The sequence below is a fragment of the Mycobacterium sp. URHB0021 genome (genome assembly GCF_054057895.1).
Genome location: NZ_JBSRZT010000002.1, coordinates 1,865,419 through 1,888,949, shown reverse-complemented (window position 1 = coordinate 1,888,949; position 23,531 = coordinate 1,865,419). Strand labels below are relative to the sequence as shown.

Here is a 23,531-nt window from a genome sequence, read left to right as displayed (position 1 = left end):
TCGGCGTTCTGACACATTCACTTCCCCGATGCGCCTGACCACCGGCATCACCAGCGCGTTCGATTTGACATCTGTCGTCTGGCCGCGCGCACCATATTGCATGCCGGTGCCAAAGAAAGCGGCCTCGCCCCCGCGGCAGCTGCTGCGAGACGACGCGTTCGCCGCCATCCGAGCCGCCATCGTCGACGGCACGCTGGAGCCAGGCGAACGACTGGTCGACGCCGAACTCAGCGCGTGGCTGGGAGTGAGCAGGACACCGATCCGCGAGGCCCTTGCCCGGCTGGACGCTGCTGGCCTGGTGCAGACCCGGCCCGGGCGGTACACCATCGTGAGCCCGCTCGATATTCGCGTCATGAAGGACGCGCAGGCCGTCACCGCTGCCATGCATGAGCTGGCGGTCCGCGAGGCCGTGGCGGCAATGCACGACGAACACATCGTGGCCATGCGCACCGCGAACCAGCGATTCGCGGCGGCGCTCGGCCTCGACGACGTCGAAGAGGCCATCCGCGCGGATGACGAATTCCACGGCGTCGCAGTGGATCTCTGCGCCAACGCGGCGATACGTGCCGTCCTCGATCAATACACCCCACTGTTGCGCCGCATGGAACGTGTGCGTTTCGCATCTCTTAGCGGCCGTTCGTCGGTCGTTCAGCACGAGAAGATCGCCGATCTGGCTGAACAGGGCGACGCCGACGCCGCCGCCAGGGAAGCCCGTCTCAACTGGCTGACTCTGCAATAGCCGGAAGACCGAAGTCGGCGTCACGTCTCTTCTTGAAATGAATAAATCGTTGTCCAAGGTCATTGGTAATCAGGGGCATTGGAGAGGTCGGCAATCTGATGAGGAGGCCGGAGTGAACGTCTTGGACACCATCCTTGCGGGGGTCCGTGAAGACCTGGAGCTACGCAAACGCGAGGTGCCGTTGTCCGAGCTGCGCTCGAGGGTCGCTGACACTGCTGCCGCGCTTGATCCCCTGCCGGCGTTCCGGGAGCCTGGTGTTTCGATCATCGCGGAGGTCAAGCGCAAGAGCCCCAGCAAGGGCGACCTGGCCGACATTCCCGACCCCGCGTACCTGGCAGGCCAGTACGAGGCCGGCGGTGCGTCGGCGATCAGCGTGCTGACCGAGCGTCGCCGATTCGGCGGATCCCTCACCGATCTGGACGCGGTTCGCGAGCGTGTCGACATTCCGGTCCTGCGCAAGGACTTCATCGTCGAGGCCTATCAGTTGTGGGAAGCCCGAGCTCACGGCGCCGACCTCGCACTGCTGATGGTCGTATCGCTCGGTGACGATCAACTGGCCGACCTGCTGGGTCTGTGTGCAGACCTCGGCCTGACTGCATTGGTCGAAGCGCACACCGCCGACGAGGTGAGCCGAGCGGTGACCGCCGGCGCCCAGCTGCTCGGCATCAATGCCAGAGACCTGACCACGCTCGACGTCGATCGCTCGGTCTTCGCCAGATTGGCGCCACTGGTCCCTGAGGGCACCGTCCGCGTGGCCGAATCCGGCGTGGCCGGCCCTCAGGACGTGGCCGAATACTCCAGTTGGGGCGCCGACGTCGTGCTGGTCGGCGAGGCACTCGTGCGGTCGGGAGATCCGCAGACCGCCGTTCGTCAATTCATCGAGACCGCCGACGCTCAGGCAAAGGCGATCCGGCGCCGCTGACCGGGCATTGACCTGGTCGGGGCCAGCACCTAGATATGTTGAGAGCCCTGATCAGAATGCTGGAGGCGCGATGAACGATGTGACCTACGACAAGAACATCACCGGTCTCGTCGTCATCGATCCCTACAACGACTTCATCTCCGACGGCGGCAAGGTGTGGGACCGGCTCAAGGGCGTCGCGGAGGCCAATGGCTGTGTACCGCATATGGCGCAAGTCCTCGACGCTGCCCGGCGTGCCGGCATTCGCGTGTTCTACGCGCTGCACCGCCGCTACCGGCCGGGCGACTACGAGACGTGGAGGTGCATTGCGCCGATCCAGCAGGCGGCGTGGTCACGCAAGACGTTCGAGTTCGGCACGTGGGGCGGCGAGCTGCGCGCGGAGTTTCAGCCGCAACCCGGCGACATCGTCGCCCAAGAGCACTGGTGCTCCAGCGGTTTTGCCAATACGGACCTGGACCTGCTGCTCAAGAGGCACGGCATCCATCAGCTGATCGTGGTGGGACTCATCGCCCACAGCTGTGTGGAGGCGACGGTTCGCTACGCCGCGGAGTTGGGCTACCAGGTCACCATGGTCAAGGACGCGACCGCCGACTACTCGGATGTCGAGATGCACGCCTCTCTGGAGGTCAACATGCCGTACTACGCGAGCGCGCTGGTGGCCACCGAACAGATTGTCGAGACCATCGCCGCGCTCTGAGTAGAGCTAGGTGCCGCGTGTGTTGATGACGCGCTCTGCGATCTGGACCAGGCGCTCGTTGCCGTCCTGCGAAAGCTTCCGGAGCATTTCGAAGGCTTGGACGTCGTCGATGTTGAATCGCTCCATGATGATGCCCTTGGCCTGTCCGATCCGGTCTCGAGTGGACAGCGCCGACTGCAGCTGTTCGCCATGGCGGCTGGCCAGGATCGCCGCCGCGGCGTGCGCCGCGAGCACCGCGCCGACGGTCTCGGCTTCCGCATCGAAGGCCTGCTCTTTGAACGCGAACAGGTTCAGCGCACCCGCCGTCTGGGAACTGGTGTAGAGCTTGAACGACAACCCGCTCAGCACGCCGAGGTCGACGGCCGCCGCGGAATACCGCGGCCACCGCTCCTCGGTGCGGAAGTCGTCGGTGCGCACGATCTGGTCGTCGAGGGCGGCCTGAACGCACGGACCCTCCTCATACTTCATCTGTAATTCGTCGAGCTGATGCGGCAGATCAGACAAACCGGCCAACGATTCAAATTTCTTGCCTTTGCCGATCAGCAGCACACCGGCGGTGTCTACGCCGGGGATCAGCTTTTTGGCCGTCTCCGTGACGTCTGACAGCACGTCTATGACGCGGCGCGGACCCGCTACCGACCGCGCCAGATCCGCCATCCGCTGGGCCAGCTCGTGGTTCCCCGCCTGTGTCATGAGATATGGACTTCCCGTTGGGGCTCGGCACTACACCCGGCGGACATGCCTGAACCCGCAGCATAAACGTTTGTCATCCGACCGGGCGGGCAATGCAGCGGTACAAGCGGGTGCGGTGGTCGACCGCCGTATCCGCTGAGGTCTCGTCGGTTCAGACATCGAGCCGGCGGGGCCGCCCCCGGCTGATTCGCCGAGTAACTCTCTTAGTTGTAGTAGCGTGCGGACATGGGCACCTCGAATGTCTGGATCCTCGGTGGTCATCAGAGCGATTTCGCCCGCAACTTCACCCGTGAAGGACACGACTTCGCCGAACTGACCGCCGAGGTGGTCGATCACACGCTCTCGGACGCCAGGGTCGATGCCGCCGACATCGGGGTGGTGCACGTCGCCAACGCCTTCGGAGAGATGTTCGCCCGGCAAGGCCACCTCGGGGCGATGCCCGCCACCGTGCACGAGGGGCTGTGGGACACGCCCGCCTCCCGCCACGAAGCCGCGTGTGCATCCGGCAGTGTCGCGACGCTGGCCGCCATGGCCGACCTGCGTTCCGGCGCCTACCGCGCCGCGCTGGTGGTCGGCATCGAACTGGAGAAGACGGTTCCCGGCGACATCGCCGCCCAGCACCTCGGTGTGGCTGCGTGGACGAATTACGAGGGCTCCGAGGCCAGGTTCATGTGGCCACACATGTTCGACCGGGTCGCCGAGGAGTACGACCGCCGGTTCGGCATCGACGAGGCGCACCTGCGCGCCATCGCCCGGCTGAATCTGGCCAACGCGCGCGCCAACCCCAACGCGCAGACCCGCGCCTGGACCATCCCGGATCTGATCGGCCGCGGCACCGACGACGCCGTCAACCCGGTGATCGAGGGCCGGCTGCGCCGATTCGACTGCAGCCAGATGACCGACGGCGGGGCCGGCGTCGTGCTCGTCACCGACGAATGGTTGCGCGACCATCCCAGGGCGCGACCCGTCGGGCGGATCGACGGCTGGGGCCACCGCACCGTCGGCCTGGCGTTGCAACAGAAACTCGACCGCTCGGCCAACGATGCCTATGTACTACCCCACGTCCGGCACGCGGTGCTCGACGCGTTCAATCGGGCCGAAGTGACCCTCGATGACCTGGATGGTTTCGAGGTGCACGACTGCTTCACGCCCAGCGAGTACCTGGCGATCGACCACATCGGGCTCACCGGGCCCGGCGAGTCGTGGAAGGCGATCGAGAACGGCGATATCGAGTTGGGCGGTGCGCTTCCCATCAACCCCAGCGGCGGGCTTATCGGAGGCGGACACCCCGTCGCGCATCGGGAGTACGGATGCTCGTCGACGCCGCGAAACAGGTCAGCGGGGCGGCGGGCGGCTACCAAGTCGAGGGCGCAAAGGCGTTCGGCACGTTGAACTTCGGCGGTAGTACTGCCACCACAGTCAGTTTCGTCATCGGTACCGCCAGGAGGCCTAGACATGGATGTCGAGATCGTCGGTAAGTTCCTGTCGACATTGCCGGAGGACGACGACCACCCTTACCGCACCGGTCCGTGGCGACCGCAGACCACCGAGTGGGACGCCGACGACCTGACCGCGGTCGAAGGGGGGATTCCGCGCGACCTCGACGGCGTCTACCTGCGCAACACCGAGAACCCGTTGCATCCGTCGTTGAAGTTCTACCACCCCTTCGACGGCGACGGCATGATCCACATCGTCGGCTTCCGCGACGGAAAGGCCTTCTACCGCAACCGATTCATCCGGACCGACGGGCTCGCAGCCGAGGACGAAGCCGGTGGCGCGCTCTGGCCGGGCCTGGCCGAGCCGGTGCAGGTCGCCAAGCGCGACCACGGCTGGGGCGCGCGGACATTGATGAAAGACGCCTCGAGCACCGATGTCATCGTGCATCGGGGGACCGCGCTGACCAGCTTTTACCAGTGCGGAGATCTGTACCGTGTCGACCCGATGTCGGCCGAGACGTTGGGAAAGGCGGACTGGAACGGTCGCTTCCCCTTCGATTGGGGTGTGTCGGCGCATCCGAAGGTCGACAACGCCACCGGCGAATTGCTCTTCTTCACCTACAGCAAGCGGGCCCCGTACATGCGCTACGGCGTGGTGGACGCTCACAATGACCTGGTGCACCTGACCGACATCCCGCTGCCCGGGCCGCGTCTGCCGCACGATATGGCGTTCACCGAGAACTACGCGATTCTCAATGACTTTCCGTTGTTCTGGGATCCCAAGCTGCTGGCGGCCGACATCCATTTGCCGGGATTCCACCGGGACATGCCGTCGCGGTTCGCGGTGGTCCCGCGCGGCGGCGGACTGGATGACATCCGGTGGTTCGAGGCGGATCCGACGTTCGTGCTGCACTTCACCAACGCGTACGAAGACGGCGATGAGATCGTGCTCGACGGTTTCTACGAGGGCGATCCCGCGCCGGTGGATAGTTTGACAAGCAGCAAATGGGAGAAGGCATTTCGGTTCCTCGCCCTGGACCGGCTACAGACCCGGCTGCGCCGCTGGCGGTTCAATCTGGTCACCGGCACCACCACCGAAGAGCAGCTCACCGATCGCATCACCGAGTTCGGCATGATCAACGCCGGCTATGCGGGCCGCGGCTATCGCTATATCTACGCCGCGACCGGGAAGCCGGGCTGGTTTCTGTTCGACGGCCTGGTCAAGCATGACCTGCGCACCGGCGTCGAGGAGCAGTTCGCCTTCGAGCCCGGCGTGTACGGCAGTGAGACGGCCATGGCTCCGCGGGTCGGCGGCGCGGCCGAGGACGATGGCTACCTGATCACGCTGACCACCGATATGAACGCCGACAGTTCCTACTGTCTGGTGTTCGACGCGGCACGGGTCGCCGACGGTCCCGTGTGCAAGCTGCTTCTCCCCGAGCGCATTTCAAGCGGCACCCATTCAACCTGGGCACCGGGAGCAGAGCTGCGGTGCTGGCATGAGTTCGACGACGCGGCCACCGCGATCGGCCTCTAGTTGAAGCGACCGGAGGCGAACGCTGTCGCCACGATGCTGGGGCTGCTCGGCGACGAGTGGACGCTTCTGGTGGTCCAACAGGCACTCATGGGCACGACGCGGTACGCCGAATTCAAAGAGCGGCTGCCCATTTCGAATTCGGTGCTGGCCAGCAGGCTGCAATCGCTGACCCGTGACGGGCTGCTCGAGAAACGCCCGTATCAAGCCAATCCGCCGCGCTCCGAGTATCTGATCACCCCACAGGGGCGGTCGCTGTGGCCCGTGCTGTTGTCCATCTGGGAATGGGAGCGACGATGGGTGTCCGACCATGCGGAGAGGCTGCCGAATATGCGGCACATCCCGTGCGGTGCCGACTTCGCCCCCGTGGTCACCTGCCGCTCGTGTGGCGATGCGGTGAGCGAGAAGGACATCAACGCGCAATGGGGGCCGAGCGGTTCGTGGCCCAGGTCGATGCCGGTCACCTCGACGCGAAGGCGATCCGGGGCGGATCCGCGCGACGTCTCGGCCGGCCTCTTCCCCGAGACCATGAGTGTGCTGGGCAACCGCTGGGCCTTCGCGCTGCTGGTCGCCGCCTTCGTCGGGGTCAGCCGGTTCACCGATTTTCAGGCACAACTCGGCGCCGCTCCCGGTTCGATCTCCGACCGGCTGTCCATTCTCACCGCCAACGGCGTGCTGATCGCCGTCGGCAACCGCTATCGGCTGACCGAAAAGGGCAGGGCGTTCTTCCCGGTCCTGGTGTCTGCTCTGCAGTGGGCGCAACAGTGGTTTCGGTGCCCTGAAGGTCCGGCCGTCGTTCTCACCCACACGGTGTGCGGCGCGCGGTTCGACGCTGTCCTGGTCTGTGATCAATGCGCCGGTCAGCTGCGCGGCGCACAGGTGAAAAGAAGCTGAAATTTTTCTAGCACTCCCAAGGGTCGAGTGCTAATCTCGGCTTTGCACAGTGATTGGCTACCCGCCACGGTGGCGGGCCGTGAGACGACTAGGAGGTGGATTGCTGTGCTTCGTTTTGATCCGTTCAGTGACCTTGACGCGTTGACCCGAGGCTTGCTGTCCAGCGAGGCGGGATCAAATCGCACTCCCCGGTTCATGCCGATGGACCTCTGCAAGATCGACGATCATTACGTGCTGACCGCCGACCTGCCCGGCGTCGACCCAGGTTCGGTGGATGTCGACGTCGACAACGGCACTCTGACGATCTCCGCACGCCGGACCGCTCGCTCCGACGAGTCCGTGCAGTGGTTGACCAACGAGAGGTTCTTCGGCAGCTTCCGCAGGCAGTTGTCGCTCGGCGAGGGTGTGGACACGGCAGCCATCAGCGCGACCTACGAGAACGGCGTGCTGACCGTCACCATTCCGCTGGCTGAGCGGGCCAAGCCGCGCAGGATCGACGTCGCCCACGGCGGCCAACAGCGGTCGATCGACACCCACACGACCGTCGAGGCCGAATAGCCGACGCCAACCGAAACTGCGGCCAGATCGCGTATCGACCGAAACTTGCGATCTGGCCGCAGTTTCGGCGTCAGTTGTCGCGGTCGAGGCGGTAGCGCAGATTGTTGCGGACCGCCGGCCATTCGATGTCGAGGATCGAATACACCACGGTGTCGCGCCGCGACCCGTCGGGCAGCACCTGGTGGCTGCGCAGTATCCCGTCGAGTTTGGCGCCTACTCGCTCGATGGCGGCCCGACTGGCGGAATTGAAGAAATGTGTACGGAATTCGACTGCCACACAATTCAACTCATCGAACGCATGGCCGAGCATCAGCAACTTCGTCTCGGTGTTGACTCCGCTGCGTCTGGCCGTGGCGGCATACCAGGTGTTGCCGATCTCGAGCCGGCGGTTCGGCGCATCCACGTTGAGGTAGCTGGACGACCCGACCAACGCCCCGTCGAGACTGCGGACCACAAACGTCAGACCGGTATCGGGCATCTGCAGGCTCAGGCGCATGTCGACCCATTGCTCGACAGTGTCCGCTCCCGGCGCTCCGGTGAACCACAGCCTCCCCAGCTCGTTGTCGGCGGCGACCGCAGCGATCTCCGGAATATGTTCGCGCGACAGCGGTTCCAGCGCCACCCAACGCCGGCCGGTCAACGAGACCGGTTCGATGAACCCGCTCACGACGACCGGCGCGTCGACGACCAGGCGGACACCATCGCCCACACCGACAGCAGAACCGCGACGACCGCCACCCCCGTGCCGACGTACAACCCGTACCCCGCGGACACCGGCGGATACACGTACAGGCGGTAGTACCACATCGTCAGCACCACCAGTAGCACCGAAATGGTCAGCGCAGCTGTTGCGGCCATCCGGGCCGACAGCCCGCGCGCCGCCATCGCGCCCGCGACGATCAGCGTCGATGCCAGCAGCACGATCAGCTGTCCGACCCCGAACCCCGGCCGCGGCGTGGCGATGGCGCCGACGATTCCGCCGATAGCATTGGCCCGGCCGCCGCCGTCGGCCCTGCTGGTCAACCACGGCAACCACGCGCTGACCGCCACGATCGCCGCACACAGCGCAACCAGCCAACCGGGACGAAGGCGAGCCATGCGATGAGAGTATCGAATGGGTGCCCGGACTTCCGGCTACGTCTCTAGTGTGGAGTTTCGACATTTTGACGAGAGCGGTACTGCGATGAGCGACCTTCCGCATTGGGCGCGCCGACTCGACCTGTCCCCCCATCCCGAGGGAGGCTGGTTCCGCGAGACCTGGCGCAGCGATTTGACGATGCCGCAGTCTGCTCTGCCGCCCGACTATGCCGGTCCCCGCAATGCGGGAACGGCAATCTTGTTCCTTCTCATGGCCGGTCAGCAGTCGGCGTGGCATACGGTGCGCAGCGCTGAGTTATGGCTCTACCACCGGGGAGGTCCCCTGCTCCTGGAGGTCGGGCCCGAACAGGCCGGCGCCACAACCCAAGTTCTCGGCCCAGACATCGTCGCGGGTGAGCAACCGCAGCTCGTCGTGCCGCCCGGGCACTGGCAGCGGGCCCGTCCCCGCGACGACGAACCCTGCCTCGTCAGCTGTGTGGTGATTCCCGGCTTCGACTACGCCGACTTCGCGCTGTGCCCGCCTAACGGCTGAGAATCTGCACCGCTGCGGACACCAGCGCCGCGTTGTCCGGCGCGGTCGAGCCATCCGGAAGCTGCAGCGTGTCCTCCATGCCGATGCGGGTCTGCACGCCCCGCCGCCCCGCATGTTCCAGCAGCGGCCAGCAGCTCTCATCGAGGCCGTGCAGCAGCACCGGCGCGGGTGAGCCCGCCGCCATCACCTGGCTCAGCAGGTCATCGGCGGTCGCGATGTCGCCGTCCGGCGCCAGCTCGATCATCACCCGCAGGCAGTGCTCGGCGACCTCGGACGCGGCCCACGACTCGGCGGCCTCGGTGTGGAAGATGCCCACTTCGACGCCCATCCCCTTGCCCAACAACAGCCGGGCGAGGTTCTCCGACCCCGGTTCGTGCCAGTTCACCGATGCGAAATCGGGCAGCGCGGTCCACCCGTCGACGGCGCGCAGCCGGGCGTCGACGTCGGGCAACGCCCAGAAGCCCGTCGTCACGCCGAGCGGGAGTCCCGGCGCCGCATGCCGGACCGCCGACACCGCGGCGTCGACGGCGGCGGGCAGCAGGGAGTCGACGCCGTCGGGGGTCTTGGGGTGCATGTGTACGGCCTTCGCGCCCGCTTGGTGCGCCGCCACGGCCGCCGCTGCCAGTGCCTCGGGGTGGACCGGAAGGCCCGGATGCTGATCAGGAGTGCGGGCGCCGTTGATGCAGGCCGTGATGTAGATCATCGGCCCGGTGGGCATAGAGGACATAGCTCCATCTTCACCCGTCACCGCGGCGGCTGCCGCAGTACCGTGCTGAGGATGCAGGTCCACATCATCGTCAGCGGCGGCGATGCCCTCGCGATGCGGATCGTCGAGCGGCTCGCAAGCGCCGGCGCGAAGGTGACGGAGCTGCGGTCCCCTGACGGCCTGGCCGCGGCGGGGATCGCCGATGCGGATGGGGTGATCTGCGCGGATGACGGCGATGCGCAGAACCTCGAAATCGCCCTGCGGGCACGGCAAGCCAATCCGCAGGTGCCGGTGGTGGCGCGGCTGGCCAACAGCGTGTTGCGCGACGCCATGGCACAGGACAACGGACCCGGCGCGATCCTCGACGGCGCGGACCTGGCCACGGTTTCGGTGGTGGAGGCCTGCCTGGCCCGCACCACGCACACCATTTCTGCGGCCGGCGTCGATTTCGTCGTGTCGGGCACGGACGCACCGCGTGACGCGACGCTGCGGGACCTCTTCGGCGACCTGGCTCCGGTCGCGGTCATCCATGACGAGAACTCGGACAAAGCCGGTGAGGTGGTGGCCTGTCCCGGCCGCGATTATCAAGTGCGCGAAGGTGATTGGACCGCGATGATCGGCACCGCTGACGAACTCGCGGAACAGGGCATCACGCTGCCCAAGCCGAGTCCGACCACGATGATGTGGTGCCGCACGTGCCGTACCTTCCGGCGGCCCGCCGACTGCGCCAGCCCGCGGGAGAGCAGCCACGTCGGTGACGAAGGCCACGAGGATCGCCGTGGTGGTGACGCCGGCGAACATCAGCGCGATGCCCTTGCCCACCCCGCGCACGAATCTCGGCGACGACGACTTGTGCCGCCTCGGCCGTCCCGACGTCTCCCGCCCATGCGATGCGGGCGCCCAGAAGCCTCCGAGCGCAAGGTTTCCCGAGTGTCCGCCGCCCGGATCGCCCGGGAACACCAGACCACGCGCAGTCCGAGGCGGGCGCCGGCCGCGGCGGTCAGACACGCGTGGTTGCTTTGCGGGCCCCGGTGGTGACCAGCGTGTCGGCACCGCCGGCGAGGCCGGTGAGGTCGTCGCGTTTGAGCCACAGATCGTCGGGACCCAAACCCGAGGGCCTCGGCCAGACGCGGCGCCGGTTCGACAGGCGTCGGCCAGCTGGCCAGAAGGACGCGATCCGAGGGTTGGGCCACCCGCCGATGGTAGCCATCGTTACCGTCGGGGTTGTCAGGCCCGAGGCCAGGAAGGAATACCGATATGAGTTCCAAGGCGCAGGTGCACACCGACAAGGCACCGCCTCCGGCTGCTGCGTACTCCCAGGGTGTTTGCAAGGGCTCGATGGTGCAGATCTCCGGTCAGGTCGCCATCGACCCCGAAACCGACGAGTTGGTGCACGCCGATGATGTCGGCGGCCAGACGACGCAGGTGCTGACCAACATCAACGCCGTCGTCGAGGCGAGCGGAGCGCATTTCGACGACGTCGTGATGTTGCGGGTCTACCTCACCGACCGCAAGTACTTCGCCCCGATGAACGACGCGTTCGCTGATTTCGTGCGCACGCATTCACCCAGCGGTGTGCTACCTGCGCGCACCACGGTGATCACCGGCCTGCCCGGCGACGGCTTCCTCGTCGAGATCGATGCACTGGCCGTCACCGGCGACTGAAACTCACCGCGTCAGGCCGAGGACCCGCAGCGCGTTGTTCTTCATGATCAGCGGCACGGTCTCCGGATCGACGTCGAGACGGTCGAACTCACGGCGCCAGCGGTCGATCTTGATGTACGGGAAGTCAGTACCGAACAGCGCCTTGGTGCGCAGTTGGCGGCCGATGGCGTGAACCAGCTGCGGCGGGAAGTACCTCGGTGACCAGCCGGACAGGTCGAGGTAGACGTTCGACTTGTGGGTCGCGATCGAAATCTGCGAGTCCACCCACGGCACCGCCGGATGCGCCATCACGATCGTGAGATCGGGGAAGTCGGCGGCTACGTCATCGAGCAGCATCGGGTCGGAGTAGCGCAGCTTGATGCCGTGGCCGCCCGGCAGTCCCGCGCCGATGCCGGTCTGTCCGGTGTGGAACAGCGCGGGCACCTTCGCCTCGGTGATCGCTTCGTAGATCGGGTAGAAGCGGCGGTCGTTCGGCTCGAAAGCCTGCATGCTGGGGTGGAACTTGAAGCCCCTGACGCCGAATTCGCGGACGAGTTCGTGGACGCGGTGTACGGCACGCCGCTCGTGCCACGGATCGACGCTGCCGAACGGGATCAACACGTCGTTGTTGCGAATCGCGCCCGCCACGAGGTCGTCGACAGAGTTCGACTCGTGTCGCATCCCCGTGCGGGCGTCGATCGTGAACACGACCGCGGCGGTGTTGTGCCGCCGGTACTCGTCGGCCAGCGCATCAACGCTCGACAGCGCGCCGGGCCCCATCTTGAAGTACTGCTCGGTCGCCTCGACCAGGACATCGTCGTAGGCCTTGCGGCCGTGACCGTCCACCTCGACGTGGGTGTGGATGTCGATGGCCGAGATGCGGTCGAAATCGATTCCGTACTCGTACTTCTCAGATGGCACCACGCCGAGGGTACGGAATATGACGAATTCCAGCCGAATTTCGTCATATTCCGCACTCTCGGCGATTGCGGCCTAGCCGGGCGACGCCTCGGTCTCCAGGTACTCGTCGAACGCGAACTGACCCCACTCACGCCCATTGCCGCTGCGCTTGTAGCCGCCGAACGGCGCGTTCATGTCGAAGCCGTGGTTGATCGCCACCGAGCCGGCCCGAATCCGGCGGGCCACCGCCCTGGCCTGGTCGAGGTCGGCCGCCGAAACGTAGCCGGCCAAACCGTAATCGGTGTCGTTGGCGATCTCGACGGCCTCGTCGAGATCGTCATAGCCGAGGATGCACAGCACCGGCCCGAAGATCTCCTCACGCTCGGGGTGGTCGGGGCACCGGATCAGGAGTGGGGCGAGGTGGTAGTCAAGTTCGTCGTCGGTTCGGTGTCGGCCGCCGAACTGGACGCGCACGTTCTCGAGCGGATCGCCCGGTTCAAACGCCCGAAGCGGTACGAGTTCATCGACGAGCTGCCGAAGAACAGCTACGGCAAGGTGCTCAAGTAGGGAGTTGCGGGTACGCCTGGCCTAACATCGGCCACATGACCGTTCTCGACTCCCCGATCCCCCGCTTTCATCTCGCGATGCCGGTCGACGATCTCGCGGCCGCCCGCCGGTTCTACGGCGACGTGCTCGGGCTGCAGCAGGGTCGCAGCGCCGACACCTGGATCGACTGGAATCTGCACGGGCACCAGATGGTGACCCACCTCGCACCTGGACGGCTCGACGGCATCCACAATCCCGTGGACGGCCATGACGTGCCGGTGCCCCATTTCGGGCTGATCCTGACCATCCCGGAGTTCCACAAACTCGCCGATCGGCTGCGCGCGGCCGATATCGCGTTCGTCATCGAACCTTACGTTCGGTTCGCGGGTGAGACCGGCGAGCAGTGGACGATGTTTCTGCTCGATCCTGCGGGGAATGCTCTGGAGTTCAAGGCATTTGCGGACGACTCACAGGTCTTCGCGGTTTAGGAGGTAGCACATGCGTGTTGTCATCGCCGGCGGGCACGGCAAGATCGCACTGATCACCGAGGGCCTGCTGTCGCGGCGCGGCGACTCCGTTGCCGGTTTCATCCGCAATCCGGCTCATACCGGTGACGTGGAGCAGGCGGGTGCCGAAGCGGTGGTGCTCGACCTGGAACAGGCGTCGGTGGAGGAGGTCGCCTCGCAGCTGACCGGTGCGGACGCAGTGATCTTCGCTGCCGGGGCGGGCCCCGGGAGCGGGGCGGCACGCAAGGAGACGGTCGACCGCGACGCCGCGATACTCCTGGCCGACGCGGCGCAGGCGGCGGGCGTCCGGCGCTACGTGATGATCTCGTCGATGGGCGCGGACGCCGAGGCACCCGACGAGGCAGGCGATCCCGTCTTCGTTGCCTATCTGCGCGCCAAAGGGGCGGCCGACGACGCCATCCGTGCCCGCACCACGCTCGACTGGACGGTCGTGCGGCCGGGGATGCTCACCGACGATCGGGGCACCGGCACGGTGACGATCGCGGAATCGACCGGGCATGAACGCATTCCTCGCGCGGACGTCGCGGCTGTCCTGGTCGCGGTGCTGGACACTCCTGAGACTGCAGGCGTGACGTTCGAGCTCGTCTCGGGCGATACGGCCATCGCCGACGCGGTGGCGAAGCTAGCCAGGCACTGATCGATTCATCTTCTGGCCAGCCGCCGAGCATCGGCAATGTGCCAGCCGGCGTCGAGATTCACTACGGCTCATGGCACATCGAGTTCGGCCGTGGCCGCGGTCCTCACCACGCTGCAGTTCGCGATGGTGGACACGCTGTTGGTCTCGCTGGAAGTCAAATCCGTCCGCCGCTGGACGCTGGAGGTCGCCAAGCTGTTTCACAGGCGTCTTCGCCGGTGACGATCACGCCGGGGCGAAAACCGCCTTGAACTTCTGCAGTGACTGCGCGATATCGCCTTTCAACGCGGCCGCCACCACCATGCCGATCGGACCGAACAGCGCCGGACCGCCGAGGTGCACGTCCAACGTGACCGACGAGCCCTCAGCCGCCGGTCTGATCTTGGCGATCAGCTTGGTCTTGACGCCGCCGACACCGTCGCCGTTGAGCGTCATCGACTCGGGCGGCTTGTAGTTCACGATGGTCCACTTCACCCGGTTGGGCATGCCCTTGACCTCGACGATCGACTCGATGACCGTGCCTTTCTCCAGGGTCTCGGGCAACGGGCTACGCCACACCCGGTGAATCGACAGCCAATCCTTATAACGCGACAGGTCGGAAGCGCACTCCCACGCCTTCTCCGGCGGTAATGGCACGTCAACGGAGACGGAAAGTTTCGCCATCTGTGCTACGTCTGCGGGTCGCTCTTGTCGACGGCCTTCTTGGCGGCGTCCTGGACCTTGTCGACGGTCGAGGCGTATTTGCCCTGCGTCTTGTCGTCGACCACGTCACCGACCTTGTCGATCGCGGCTTCCACCTTGTCGGCGTTCTTCGACAAGAGATCTTTCGCTTTGTCCAGGAATCCCATGGGCTCACCCTACCGCTGGAGCGTCATGGTTCCTGGGCTTGTCTCCACAGCCGTCGGCGATCGTTGAGGATCGCCCCCTGGACCCACCAGATCACCTCGACGGCGGCCGCCCCGGCCAGGCCGATGACCAGCGCCATCGATGTGATCGCGAGGTTCGACGTGTCCAGCATGAACGCCTTCTGGGCCAGCGGTATGGAGAAGATCACCACGTAGGCCAGGCCGGACCCCGCCACCAGTGCCACCCGCCACCACTCGTAGGGCCGCGCCACCACGGCGAGCACCCATACCGCGGCGACCAGCAGCGTGATCAGCGCCGCGGTCGAAGCCTGGGTCTGTTGAACCTCGGTGGCGTTGCGGCCCTCGTAGGCCACCAGGTAAGAGGTGAAGGTCGCGACGCCGACCGCCAGTCCGGACGGCAGCGCCGATGTCATCACCCGGCGGACGAAACCTGGATGCGCCCTCTCGTTGTTCGGCGCCAGGGAGAGGACGAACGCCGGGATGCCGATGGTGAACCACGCCGCGATCGTCACGTGGATCGGCTGAAACGGGAACAGCAGCGGATCGGAACCGAACAGTTCGGACGCCAGGCCGGCCAACCCCACCAAAACCGCGAGCAGCACCGAGTACACCGTCTTGGTCAGAAACAGGTTGGACACCCGCTCGATGTTGCCGATCACGCGACGGCCCTCGCCCACGACGGAGGGAAGCGTCGCGAACTTGTTGTCCAACAGGACAATCTGCGCCACGGCGCGCGACGCCGAGCTGCCCGAGCCCATCGCCACCCCGATGTCGGCGTCCTTGAGCGCCAGCACGTCGTTGACGCCGTCCCCGGTCATCGCCACGGTGTGCCCGCGCGATTGCAGGGCGTGCACCATTGCGCGCTTCTGATCCGGACGCACGCGGCCGAAGGTGGTGTACTCCTCCAGCGTGTCGGCGAGCTGCTCGGGAGTGTCGGGCAGCTTGCGGGCGTCCATCGTCTCACCCTCGAGACCCAGCGTAGCCGCCACGGCGCCCACCGAGACCGCATTGTCGCCCGAGATCACCTTGACCGAAACCTTCTGGGAAGCAAAGTAATCCAGGGTTTCGCGGGCATCCGGACGGATGCGCTGCTCCAGCACCACCAGCGCGGCGGGCGTGACACTGCCCGGAGCGTCGGGGTGGTCGACGGGCAGGTCGCTGGAGCCGAGGAGCAGTACCCGCAGTCCCAGCGCACCGATCTGCTCGGCCTGCTCGGCAACCGGGAAATGTGGATCGAGCAGGACGTCGGGCGCTCCGATCACCCAGTTGCCGTGCTCACCGTAGGAGGCGCCACTCCACTTGGTGGCCGACTTGAACGGCGCGGTCGCGCCGGCGGTCCAGCCGGGCGGCATCTGGTAGGCCTCGGCGATGGCCAGCATGCTGGCGTTCGGCCGGGCGTCGTCGGAGGCGAGCTGGGCCAGGATGTCGGCGACGGCCTGCTTGTCGAGTTGCTTGAGATCCGATACGCGCATGCCGTTTTCGGTGAGCGTTCCGGTCTTGTCGGCGCACACCATGTCCACCCGCGCGAGGCCTTCGATGGCGGGCAATTCGTTGACGAGGCATTGCCGCCGCCCCAGCCGGATGACGCCGACCGCGAACGCGATGGATGTCATCAGCACCAGACCCTCCGGCACCATCGGCACCAGCGCGCCCACCATTCGCAATACCGACTCGCGCCAGCCTGCCTCGGTGGTGAACAGCTGGGTGTAGATGATCAGCAGACCTGCGGGAACCAGCAGATAGGTGATGAATTGCAGGATCCTGTTGATGCCGCTACGCAATTCCGATTTCACCAGCGTGAACTTGCTGGCCTCCTCGGCGAGCTTGGCGGCGTACGCCTCACGCCCGACCTTGGTGGCGCGGTAGGCACCGCTGCCAGCGACGACGAAACTGCCCGACATCACCTCGTCGCCGGCATCCTTGCCGATCGGGTCGGCCTCACCGGTCAGCAACGATTCGTCGACCTCGAGGTTGGTCTCGTCGACGATGTCGCCGTCGACGACGATCTGGTCGCCGGGACCGAGCTCGATGATGTCATCGAGCACCACTTCGCCGGGCATCAGTGGGGCGGTGCCAGACTGCCTGCGCACCAACGGTTTCGCTTGGCCGACGATTGCCAGTTTGTCCAAGGTCTGCTTGGCGCGCAGCTCCTGGATGATGCCGATGGCACTGTTGGCGATGATGAGCAAGCCGAAGGCGCCATTGATCACCGAGCCGGTGGACAGCACGATGATCAAGAGCACACCGAGAATGGCGTTGATCCGGGTGAACACGTTGCCCCGGACAATCTCCGAAACGCTGCGCGCCGCGCGGGACGGCACGTCGTTGGTCTTGCCTTCGGTGACCCGCTGGGCGACTTCGGCCTCGGTGAGCCCGGCAGCCACGCTGATCGTCATCGGTGCCATCTTCTCTTCGCGCAAGCGCTCATCGCAAGAAAGTTCCTTTTCCGTGTTCGTCGTAGTACTCGAGGTTCAGCGTGTTGCCGTCGAAGGTGGCCTTGGATATCGACCCTGGCGGCGAGTTTTCGGCGACCCAGGAATAGGTGAATGTATTACCATCCCAATGATCCAGCAACACTTGCAGTTTGGCACCCAGCGTCAGCGTCAGCTTGCCGTCCTTCTCGGTGATCCGGGCCGGCCCCCAGTAGTCGTTGTGGTATGTGCCGACGAATGACGCGAGCGGCGCGGATGGCGCGGGGTTGGCCGGCGGTTGCTGTCCGACCAGCGAGCCCGACGGATCGTCCATCTCCTTGAACGCGTCGGTGTAGAGGTTGTACCAGTCTTCCCGCACCTCGCCGAATTGAACCAGGTCGGCGAATTCGGCGGTCAGTGTCTCGGGGATGCCTGCCGGAGTGGCGTTGGTCAGCGCCACGATGGCCACGTCGGCGGACGGCAAGATGAGGAGGTTCGTTCCGGAGCCGAGTTCGAATGCGCCGGAATGGCTGAGCTGCATCCGTGCCGCCGACGTCGAGCCGACGTTGAATCCGTAACCGTAGAAGCCCGACCGCATCGCGGGTTCCGCCGCGGGACTCGACACGATCTGCGGGGTCACCGCGGGCAGCAGCGCGTTCGAATCGACGACCTGCTTTCCGTCGTGACTGCCGTCGGCCAACACCATCGCCAGCCACCGCGTCACGTCATTGACCGACGAACTGGCCCCGCCGGCAGGCGCCTCCGGGTCGGCGTCGCGGACGTACAACGGCTCGTACCTGGCGCCGATGTGAATGTGCCCGACTGCCCGGTTCGACCTGGCCTCGTAGTCGGCGAACCGGAAACTCGTCGACGCCATACCAAGCGGCCGCAGCAACACCTCGGCGGCGAGGTCCTCCCACGGTTTACCGGCGCTCGTCGCGACCGCCTCCGCTCCGGCGGTGAGGCCGAAGTTGGTGTAGGCATAAGAGATTCGGAACGGGTCGAGCGGCAGGGCACGGAGATGCTCGAGCACATAGCGACGGTCGAAGCCGAGGTCCTCGAGCATGTCGCCGGCGTGGTCGGGGAGCCCAGAGCGGTGCGAGAACATGTCGCCGACAGTGACCATCTGGGTGACGACCGGATCGGACAGCGCGAACCAGGGCAGCTTGGACACGATCGGCGTGTCCCAGCCGATCGCGTTGACCCCGACCTGGTGGGCCACCACCGTTGCGCTCAGCGGCTTGGACAAGGAGGCGAGCTGAAATACGGTGTCGGGATCGACCTTGTCGCCGGTCCTCACGTCTCGAACGCCGAAACCCTTGGCGTATGTCGTCTTTCCACCGTGCACCACCGCCACGGCCATCCCCGGGATACCGGACTTTTTCATCAGTTCATCGGCGATGCGGTCCAGTTTGGCCACCGCGTTGTCGACGGCGTTCTCGGGCAGGGCCATCGCCGGTACCAACGGCGGGGGTACGTCGGCTTGCGACTGGGCCGTCGGTGGTGGCGCCGGTTCGGCCGGTTTGGTGCTGCACCCCGCCACCAGCATCAGGACCACGACGACGAGGAAGGACCTGGCCAGCGGGTTCATGACGTGAACGGTAGCCCAGCTACCGCACGGTCGTGGTACGCGAAACGCGTCGAACCGGCCGATGCCGCCGCGAGCGTCGCCCGAGGGATCGCAGGCACAGTGCCGACGAAGTAGCGGGCAGGACCCACGAATCCACCAAGGCGGCCCCAGCAACCTGTGACTGACCGACCGGTTCATCACGAAGGAAACCGATATGACCAACAAGTGGCACAGTCAGCTGGGCATCATCGCGCTCACCGCGGCGATGCTCGCCGGGTGCTCGTCGTCGACCGACTCGACGACCCCGCACGGCCAGTCGGGTAGCCACACCACGTCGACGTCGCCGGCGGCGCACCTACGTCGCTCACCGCGGTGAACTCCGGACAGGAAGATGACCCGGGGTTCGGCACGTTCCTCGAGTCCGCGGGGGCCTGCGGCAGCATATTCCTGTCGCGCCTGGGTCCCGGCGGGCACACCACTCGCGCCGACGTACCCGGAATCTCGGACAGTGATCAGAGCCGCCACCACGGGTCGAACGTCCGGGCCGCGCCGGGATCGACACGCTCGCCGGGCCGGGGCACCGCGACGGGAACTCCCGCGGGTTCGGCGGCGGCGATCAGTCTCTCGACGGGTTCCGACCACGGATGGGGCGCCAGCCGGAACGTCGCCCAGTGAATCGGAACCAGCAGCCCCGATGTCACATCGGCGATGTCGAGGTGGGCACGAACGGCCTCCTCGGGGTTCATGTGGATGTCCGGCCAGGCCGGATGATAAGCGCCGACCGGAAGCAGTGTCAGGTCGAAAGGCCCATGGGTGGCTCCGATTTCGGCGAAGCTCTTGGTATATCCGGTGTCGCCGCCGAAGAATGCGCGATGGCGCGGCCCGGCGATGACCCACGATGCCCACAACGTCGAATTGCGGGTCAACAGCCGCCCGGAGAAGTGCCGGGCCGGGGTGCACACCAGCGTCAGCGAGTCGATCCGATGGCTCTCATGCCAGTCGAGTTCGACGATGCGGCTGTCCGGTATCCCCCACTTGCGCAGATGGGCACCGACGCCGAGCGGCACCAGGAAGGGGGCGCGCTGGGTGCGGGCCAGGATCAGGATCGTGTCGATGTCGAGGTGGTCGTAGTGGTCGTGGCTGATCAGCACGGCGTCCACCGCGGTCAGCGACTCCAGCGGCGCGGGCACCTCATGCATCCGCTCGGGGCCCACCGTCTGCGACGGCGAGCAGCGCCTGCTCCACACCGGATCGGCCAGCACCCGGTAGCCGTCGACCTCGATCAACACCGAGGAGTGTCCGAACCAGCGCACCGCGATCGGCGCGGAGGAGGGCTCGACAGACGCGGGCGCCACCACCGGGATCGGTCGGCCCGGTTTGGTCGCCTCGCGGCCGCCGACGAGTTCGGAGAGGAGCAGCCGCTGCTGATGGCGGTCCAGACTGACCGGTGACGCCGGATCGGTGTTGACGAAGACCCCGTCGGCGAAGTTCGGCGATCGGCGCGCGACCGCCGCTATCTCAGCGGGCGTGGCACCCAGCGCGGCCGGGGCGCCGTGCAGCGCGCGCAACACCCACCCGCCGGCCAGCACTGACGCCGTGCCGACGCCGAAACGCAGCGCCGCTCGCATCACCGTCAGGCGCCCTTGAACTTCGGCGGCCGCTTCTCGATACGGGCTACCTGCGCCTCGATGACGTCCTGGCTTGCCCACGCCTTGTCGAACAGTTCCTTGTGCTCCGGCCACGGGTCCTCGTAGGCGCCGTCGTCGTTTAGCACCCGCTTCGCGTGCTGCAAGGCGAGCGGCGCATAACCCGCGAGCTCTGCAGCCCACGCCTGCGCGTCTGCCAGCGTTCCGATGCGGTTGGCCAGTCCGGTCTGCAGCGCGACGTCGGCCGTGAGCCGTTCCGCGGCGAGCAGCATGCCTCTCGCCCGGCCGGCCCCGACCAGTGAAGTCAACCGGCGGATACTCCAGTTATCCAACGCCAAACCGTATTTCGCGACAGGAAACTGGAAGTAGGCATCCGGCGAGACGATGCGCAGATCGCAGATCATCGAAAGAATGACACCGGCTCCGATTGCGGGTCCGTTGATCGCACCGATGACCGGAATGGGCGCTTTGTCGATGGCGATGTTCAGCGCCTTGGCCTTGTCGGGCAACTCGTCGGCCACCCCCGAGGCGTCGGACAGGTCCGCTCCCGCGCTGAACACCGGGCCCTGGCCGGTCAGCACGATGGCGCGGACATCTTCGGTCACGGCCTTCTCAACCGCCTCGCGCAGCCCGTCGACGAGCGTGCCGTTCAGCGCGTTGCGCCGCTCGACGCGCTGCATCTCCAGGGTCATCACGTGGCCGTCGCGGGTCACAGCAATCATGGCGATCAGCCTATTAGGGTCAACCTGTGAGCCGTATCGGAGCCCTGCAGCTGCGCGACTCCGTGCTGGATGAAGGGTCGTTCCTTAGCTGGGACACCCCGGCGCTCGCGGTTGCCGCCGGCGATGCGTACCAGCGTGAGCTGGCCGAGGCGTCGGCCAAGACGGGCCTGGACGAATCCGTGCTGACCGGCGAAGGGAAGGTGTTCGGCCGCCGCGTCGCCCTGGTGGTGTGCGAGTTCGACTTCCTGGCCGGATCGATCGGCGTGGCTGCTGCGGAGCGGATCACCGCCGCCGTGGCGCGGGCGACGGCCGAACGGCTGCCGCTGCTGGCCTCGCCGAGCTCCGGCGGTACCCGGATGCAGGAGGGCACCGTCGCGTTCCTGCAGATGGTCAAGATCGCCGCCGCCGTCGAACTTCACAAACGAGCCCATCTGGCTTATCTGGTCTACCTGCGCCACCCGACCACCGGTGGGGTGTTCGCCTCCTGGGGGTCGCTGGGCCATGTCACCGCCGCCGAGCCCGGCGCACTCGTCGGATTCCTCGGCCCGCGGGTCTACGAACACCTCTACGGCGAGCCGTTTCCGGCCGGTGTCCAGACGGCCGAGAACCTGCAGCGGCACGGCGTCATCGACAGCGTGGTGCCGCTGGACCGGCTGCGCACCACGATCGACCGCACGCTGAAGGTCGTGGCCGACCCGCCGGGAGCGCCGCCTGCCGCACCCCCGACCGAGCCGTTGCCCGAGGTGCCGGCGTGGGAATCCGTGGAGGCGTCGCGACGCCCGGACCGGCCGGGCGTCGGCTACCTGCTTCGGCACGGGACGACCGAGCGGGTGCTGCTGTCGGGGACAGGGCTGGGCGAAGCGGCGACCACCCTGCTCGCGCTGGCCCGGTTCGGTGGACAACCTGCCGTGGTGCTCGGCCAGCAGCGCCGGGTCGGCGGATTGGTCGGGCCCGCGGCGCTACGGGAGGCCCGCCGCGGGATGGCACTGGCGGCGGGGCTGAAGCTGCCGCTGGTGCTGGTCATCGATACCGCGGGCCCGGCGTTGTCGGCCGAGGCGGAGCAGGGCGGCCTGGCCGGTGAGATCGCGCGCTGCCTGGCCGACCTGGTCACCTTGGACACCCCGACGGTCTCCGTTCTGCTCGGTCAGGGCAGCGGTGGGCCCGCACTCGCGATGGTGCCCGCCGACCGCGTGCTGGCAGCGCTGCACGGCTGGCTGGCCCCGCTGCCGCCGGAGGGCGCCAGCGCCATCGTCTTCCGCGACGTCGACCATGCGCCGGAACTTGCTGCGGCACAAGGCATTCGATCAGCTGACCTGATGCACGACGGAATCGTCGATGAGATCGTGGCCGAACATCCCGATGCCGCCGACGAACCATTGGAATTCACCGAGCGGCTGTCGGCGACGATCGCAAACGAACTGTACGGTCTGCGTTCGGTACCCGACGATCAACGGCTGGCGACGCGGCTCGAGCGTTACCGTCGAATCGGGCTGTGACGACGCTACTGTTCGTGCACAGCCCAGTGGCGGGGCCGACGACCTGGACGGGCACGACCCAGGTGTTGCGGGAGAAGGATTTTCGCTGCGTCCTGCCCGATCTGGCGGGCGCGCTTTCGGCCGGTCCGCCGTACTACCCGGCGGTGGCTGCCGCGGCAGCGGCGGCCGTCGCCGACGACCCCGGCCCGGTCGTGGTGATCGGACACAGCGCGGCGGGCGCACTGCTGCCCGCGATCGCCGAGGCGGTCGGCACCCGGATACGAGGCGCGGTGTTCGTCGACGCGATGCTGCCCCAACCCGGACGCAGCTGGTTCGACACCGCTCCACCGACGTTGGCCGCACACCTTCGCGGCCTGGCCGATCATGGTCTGCTTCCGCCGTACCACGAATGGTTTCCGGCAGGCGCGCTGGAGGCGCTGATACCCGACCCGGTACGCCGGCAGCGCCTGGTCTCAGAGATTCGGGCGTTGCCGCTGGCGTACTTCGACGAGCCGGCACCGCCCACCCGGTTCGCGGAATCGGTGGCCTGCGCGTTTCTGCGCCTCGGGCCGCCCTTCGACGCGGCGGCCGACAAGGCCCAACGGCTCGGCTGGTGGGTGGTCCGCCGAGACTGGGACCACCTGCGAATGCTCAGCGACCCGGCCGCGGTCGCCGAACTCATCGCGCGGGTGATACGACAGATCGGGCTGTGACCTGACCGCGCGAGATCTGCCTGCGGGTTGTGCTCAGCGCGAAACAACGACCCTGGTGCAGATCTCGT

General features: G+C 66.7%; 25 protein-coding genes and 4 pseudogenes. 16 read left to right on the top strand and 13 right to left on the bottom strand.

All coding sequences use genetic code 11. The annotated features are described in order from the left end of the window. The first annotated feature begins 100 nt into the window (after positions 1–100). The 3 genes from ACVWWN_RS11580 to ACVWWN_RS11570 all read left to right on the top strand — a co-directional run bounded on the left by ACVWWN_RS11580 (position 101) and on the right by ACVWWN_RS11570 (position 2,358). Complete coding sequence (locus ACVWWN_RS11580; RefSeq protein WP_457149092.1) at positions 101–739, top strand: GntR family transcriptional regulator; 639 nt, start codon at positions 101–103, stop codon at positions 737–739. 112 nt (positions 740–851) lie between these two features. Further along, complete coding sequence (gene trpC, locus ACVWWN_RS11575) at positions 852–1,661, top strand: indole-3-glycerol phosphate synthase TrpC (RefSeq protein ID WP_457144019.1); 810 nt, start codon at positions 852–854, stop codon at positions 1,659–1,661. 70 nt (positions 1,662–1,731) lie between these two features. Next, positions 1,732–2,358, top strand: coding sequence for an isochorismatase family cysteine hydrolase (locus ACVWWN_RS11570; RefSeq protein ID WP_457144018.1), 627 nt, complete (start codon positions 1,732–1,734; stop codon positions 2,356–2,358). Between the two features lie 6 nt (positions 2,359–2,364). On the opposite strand, the gene ACVWWN_RS11565 is transcribed toward ACVWWN_RS11570, so the two are convergent. After that, a complete protein-coding gene (locus ACVWWN_RS11565; protein ID WP_457144017.1) occupies positions 2,365–3,051 on the bottom strand; it encodes a GAF and ANTAR domain-containing protein in 687 nt (228 codons plus the stop codon). Positions 3,052–3,276: 225 nt separating this feature from the next. Between ACVWWN_RS11565 and ACVWWN_RS11560 the strand changes: the two are divergent. The 4 genes and pseudogenes from ACVWWN_RS11560 to ACVWWN_RS11545 all read left to right on the top strand — a co-directional run bounded on the left by ACVWWN_RS11560 (position 3,277) and on the right by ACVWWN_RS11545 (position 7,473). After that, positions 3,277–4,529 (top strand): annotated as a pseudogene (locus tag ACVWWN_RS11560) (acetyl-CoA acetyltransferase). Next, positions 4,507–6,024, top strand: coding sequence for a carotenoid oxygenase family protein (locus tag ACVWWN_RS11555; protein ID WP_457144016.1), 1,518 nt, complete (start codon positions 4,507–4,509; stop codon positions 6,022–6,024). Before ACVWWN_RS11560 ends, ACVWWN_RS11555 begins: the two are co-directional and overlap by 23 nt. Before the next feature lie 33 nt (positions 6,025–6,057). After that, positions 6,058–6,915 (top strand): winged helix-turn-helix transcriptional regulator, encoded by an 858-nt coding sequence (locus tag ACVWWN_RS11550; protein WP_457149091.1) that lies wholly within the window; start codon positions 6,058–6,060, stop codon positions 6,913–6,915. Between the two features lie 105 nt (positions 6,916–7,020). Further along, positions 7,021–7,473 carry an Hsp20/alpha crystallin family protein gene (locus ACVWWN_RS11545; protein ID WP_457144015.1) on the top strand — a complete coding sequence of 151 codons (453 nt, stop codon included), beginning with the start codon at positions 7,021–7,023 and terminating at the stop codon, positions 7,471–7,473. 70 nt (positions 7,474–7,543) lie between these two features. On the opposite strand, the gene ACVWWN_RS11540 is transcribed toward ACVWWN_RS11545, so the two are convergent. Then, complete coding sequence (locus ACVWWN_RS11540) at positions 7,544–8,140, bottom strand: GNAT family N-acetyltransferase (protein ID WP_457149090.1); 597 nt, start codon at positions 8,138–8,140, stop codon at positions 7,544–7,546. Beyond that, positions 8,137–8,571, bottom strand: coding sequence for a hypothetical protein (locus tag ACVWWN_RS11535; RefSeq protein WP_457144014.1), 435 nt, complete (start codon positions 8,569–8,571; stop codon positions 8,137–8,139). The genes ACVWWN_RS11540 and ACVWWN_RS11535 overlap by 4 nt, the downstream gene beginning before the upstream one ends. An 85-nt stretch (positions 8,572–8,656) precedes the next feature. Between ACVWWN_RS11535 and ACVWWN_RS11530 the strand changes: the two genes are divergently transcribed. Then, positions 8,657–9,103 carry a cupin domain-containing protein gene (locus ACVWWN_RS11530; RefSeq protein ID WP_457144013.1) on the top strand — a complete coding sequence of 149 codons (447 nt, stop codon included), beginning with the start codon at positions 8,657–8,659 and terminating at the stop codon, positions 9,101–9,103. Here the strand turns inward: ACVWWN_RS11530 and ACVWWN_RS11525 are convergent. After that, on the bottom strand, positions 9,093–9,821 hold the full coding sequence (locus tag ACVWWN_RS11525; protein ID WP_457144012.1) for a 3-keto-5-aminohexanoate cleavage protein: 729 nt from the start codon (positions 9,819–9,821) through the stop codon (positions 9,093–9,095). The genes ACVWWN_RS11530 and ACVWWN_RS11525 overlap by 11 nt on opposite strands. A 60-nt stretch (positions 9,822–9,881) precedes the next feature. Here ACVWWN_RS11525 and ACVWWN_RS11520 point away from each other — a divergent pair. Beyond that, positions 9,882–10,484 (top strand): annotated as a pseudogene (locus ACVWWN_RS11520) (NAD-binding protein); the annotation flags it as partial. A 582-nt stretch (positions 10,485–11,066) separates the two neighbouring features. Beyond that, positions 11,067–11,474, top strand: coding sequence for a Rid family detoxifying hydrolase (locus tag ACVWWN_RS11515; RefSeq protein WP_457144011.1), 408 nt, complete (start codon positions 11,067–11,069; stop codon positions 11,472–11,474). A gap of 3 nt (positions 11,475–11,477) precedes the next feature. Here ACVWWN_RS11515 and ACVWWN_RS11510 read toward each other — a convergent pair whose 3' ends face one another. Together ACVWWN_RS11510 and ACVWWN_RS11505 are read right to left on the bottom strand one after the other, a co-directional pair. Beyond that, positions 11,478–12,374, bottom strand: coding sequence for an amidohydrolase family protein (locus ACVWWN_RS11510; protein ID WP_457144010.1), 897 nt, complete (start codon positions 12,372–12,374; stop codon positions 11,478–11,480). 72 nt (positions 12,375–12,446) lie between these two features. Continuing rightward, positions 12,447–12,833: pseudogene (locus tag ACVWWN_RS11505) on the bottom strand (aldehyde dehydrogenase family protein); the annotation flags it as partial. Between ACVWWN_RS11505 and ACVWWN_RS11500 the strand changes: the two are divergent. The 4 genes and pseudogenes from ACVWWN_RS11500 to ACVWWN_RS11485 all read left to right on the top strand — a co-directional run. Next, positions 12,738–12,945 (top strand): annotated as a pseudogene (locus tag ACVWWN_RS11500) (AMP-binding enzyme); the annotation flags it as partial. The pseudogenes ACVWWN_RS11505 and ACVWWN_RS11500 sit on opposite strands and share 96 nt — an antisense overlap. A gap of 10 nt (positions 12,946–12,955) precedes the next feature. Then, positions 12,956–13,387 carry a VOC family protein gene (locus ACVWWN_RS11495; protein ID WP_457144009.1) on the top strand — a complete coding sequence of 144 codons (432 nt, stop codon included), beginning with the start codon at positions 12,956–12,958 and terminating at the stop codon, positions 13,385–13,387. A 10-nt stretch (positions 13,388–13,397) separates the two neighbouring features. After that, a complete protein-coding gene (locus ACVWWN_RS11490) occupies positions 13,398–14,063 on the top strand; it encodes an NAD(P)H-binding protein (RefSeq protein WP_457144008.1) in 666 nt (221 codons plus the stop codon). Between the two features lie 90 nt (positions 14,064–14,153). Then, a complete protein-coding gene (locus ACVWWN_RS11485) occupies positions 14,154–14,282 on the top strand; it encodes a hypothetical protein (RefSeq protein WP_457144007.1) in 129 nt (42 codons plus the stop codon). A 3-nt stretch (positions 14,283–14,285) separates the two neighbouring features. Here ACVWWN_RS11485 and ACVWWN_RS11480 read toward each other — a convergent pair whose 3' ends face one another. The 7 genes from ACVWWN_RS11480 to ACVWWN_RS11450 form a co-directional block, all read right to left on the bottom strand. Further along, a complete protein-coding gene (locus ACVWWN_RS11480; protein ID WP_457144006.1) occupies positions 14,286–14,723 on the bottom strand; it encodes a type II toxin-antitoxin system Rv0910 family toxin in 438 nt (145 codons plus the stop codon). A 5-nt stretch (positions 14,724–14,728) separates the two neighbouring features. Beyond that, on the bottom strand, positions 14,729–14,908 hold the full coding sequence (locus ACVWWN_RS11475; RefSeq protein WP_457144005.1) for an antitoxin: 180 nt from the start codon (positions 14,906–14,908) through the stop codon (positions 14,729–14,731). 23 nt (positions 14,909–14,931) lie between these two features. After that, positions 14,932–17,322, bottom strand: coding sequence for a cation-translocating P-type ATPase (locus ACVWWN_RS11470; protein WP_457144004.1), 2,391 nt, complete (start codon positions 17,320–17,322; stop codon positions 14,932–14,934). Positions 17,323–17,350: 28 nt separating this feature from the next. Further along, a complete protein-coding gene (locus tag ACVWWN_RS11465; protein WP_457144003.1) occupies positions 17,351–18,928 on the bottom strand; it encodes a serine hydrolase in 1,578 nt (525 codons plus the stop codon). Between the two features lie 213 nt (positions 18,929–19,141). Next, positions 19,142–19,435 carry a hypothetical protein gene (locus ACVWWN_RS11460; RefSeq protein ID WP_457144002.1) on the bottom strand — a complete coding sequence of 98 codons (294 nt, stop codon included), beginning with the start codon at positions 19,433–19,435 and terminating at the stop codon, positions 19,142–19,144. Beyond that, positions 19,420–20,538, bottom strand: coding sequence for an MBL fold metallo-hydrolase (locus ACVWWN_RS11455; RefSeq protein WP_457144001.1), 1,119 nt, complete (start codon positions 20,536–20,538; stop codon positions 19,420–19,422). Before ACVWWN_RS11455 ends, ACVWWN_RS11460 begins: the two co-directional genes overlap by 16 nt. A gap of 2 nt (positions 20,539–20,540) precedes the next feature. Then, complete coding sequence (locus ACVWWN_RS11450; RefSeq protein ID WP_457144000.1) at positions 20,541–21,275, bottom strand: enoyl-CoA hydratase; 735 nt, start codon at positions 21,273–21,275, stop codon at positions 20,541–20,543. Positions 21,276–21,301: 26 nt separating this feature from the next. Between ACVWWN_RS11450 and ACVWWN_RS11445 the strand changes: the two genes are divergently transcribed. Then, the gene (locus ACVWWN_RS11445; RefSeq protein WP_457143999.1) at positions 21,302–22,771 is read left to right on the top strand and encodes a carboxyl transferase domain-containing protein; all 1,470 of its coding nucleotides are present in this window, start codon (positions 21,302–21,304) and stop codon (positions 22,769–22,771) included. Next, the gene (locus ACVWWN_RS11440) at positions 22,768–23,463 is read left to right on the top strand and encodes an alpha/beta fold hydrolase (RefSeq protein ID WP_457143998.1); all 696 of its coding nucleotides are present in this window, start codon (positions 22,768–22,770) and stop codon (positions 23,461–23,463) included. The genes ACVWWN_RS11445 and ACVWWN_RS11440 overlap by 4 nt, the downstream gene beginning before the upstream one ends. Positions 23,464–23,531: the final 68 nt, after the last annotated feature.

Coding starts and splice junctions, on each gene's coding strand:
- ACVWWN_RS11495 (WP_457144009.1), top strand. CDS start 12,956: ATGACCGTTCTCGACTCCCCGATCCCCCGCTTTCATCTCGCGATGCCG.
- ACVWWN_RS11475 (WP_457144005.1), bottom strand. CDS start 14,908: ATGGGATTCCTGGACAAAGCGAAAGATCTCTTGTCGAAGAACGCCGAC.
- ACVWWN_RS11470 (WP_457144004.1), bottom strand. CDS start 17,322: ATGACGATCAGCGTGGCTGCCGGGCTCACCGAGGCCGAAGTCGCCCAG.
- ACVWWN_RS11580 (WP_457149092.1), top strand. CDS start 101: ATGCCGGTGCCAAAGAAAGCGGCCTCGCCCCCGCGGCAGCTGCTGCGA.
- ACVWWN_RS11565 (WP_457144017.1), bottom strand. CDS start 3,051: ATGACACAGGCGGGGAACCACGAGCTGGCCCAGCGGATGGCGGATCTG.
- ACVWWN_RS11530 (WP_457144013.1), top strand. CDS start 8,657: ATGAGCGACCTTCCGCATTGGGCGCGCCGACTCGACCTGTCCCCCCAT.
- ACVWWN_RS11550 (WP_457149091.1), top strand. CDS start 6,058: ATGCTGGGGCTGCTCGGCGACGAGTGGACGCTTCTGGTGGTCCAACAG.
- ACVWWN_RS11465 (WP_457144003.1), bottom strand. CDS start 18,928: ATGAACCCGCTGGCCAGGTCCTTCCTCGTCGTCGTGGTCCTGATGCTG.
- ACVWWN_RS11525 (WP_457144012.1), bottom strand. CDS start 9,821: ATGCCCACCGGGCCGATGATCTACATCACGGCCTGCATCAACGGCGCC.
- ACVWWN_RS11555 (WP_457144016.1), top strand. CDS start 4,507: ATGGATGTCGAGATCGTCGGTAAGTTCCTGTCGACATTGCCGGAGGAC.
- ACVWWN_RS11480 (WP_457144006.1), bottom strand. CDS start 14,723: ATGGCGAAACTTTCCGTCTCCGTTGACGTGCCATTACCGCCGGAGAAG.
- ACVWWN_RS11515 (WP_457144011.1), top strand. CDS start 11,067: ATGAGTTCCAAGGCGCAGGTGCACACCGACAAGGCACCGCCTCCGGCT.
- ACVWWN_RS11490 (WP_457144008.1), top strand. CDS start 13,398: ATGCGTGTTGTCATCGCCGGCGGGCACGGCAAGATCGCACTGATCACC.
- ACVWWN_RS11570 (WP_457144018.1), top strand. CDS start 1,732: ATGAACGATGTGACCTACGACAAGAACATCACCGGTCTCGTCGTCATC.
- ACVWWN_RS11535 (WP_457144014.1), bottom strand. CDS start 8,571: ATGGCTCGCCTTCGTCCCGGTTGGCTGGTTGCGCTGTGTGCGGCGATC.
- ACVWWN_RS11450 (WP_457144000.1), bottom strand. CDS start 21,275: ATGATTGCTGTGACCCGCGACGGCCACGTGATGACCCTGGAGATGCAG.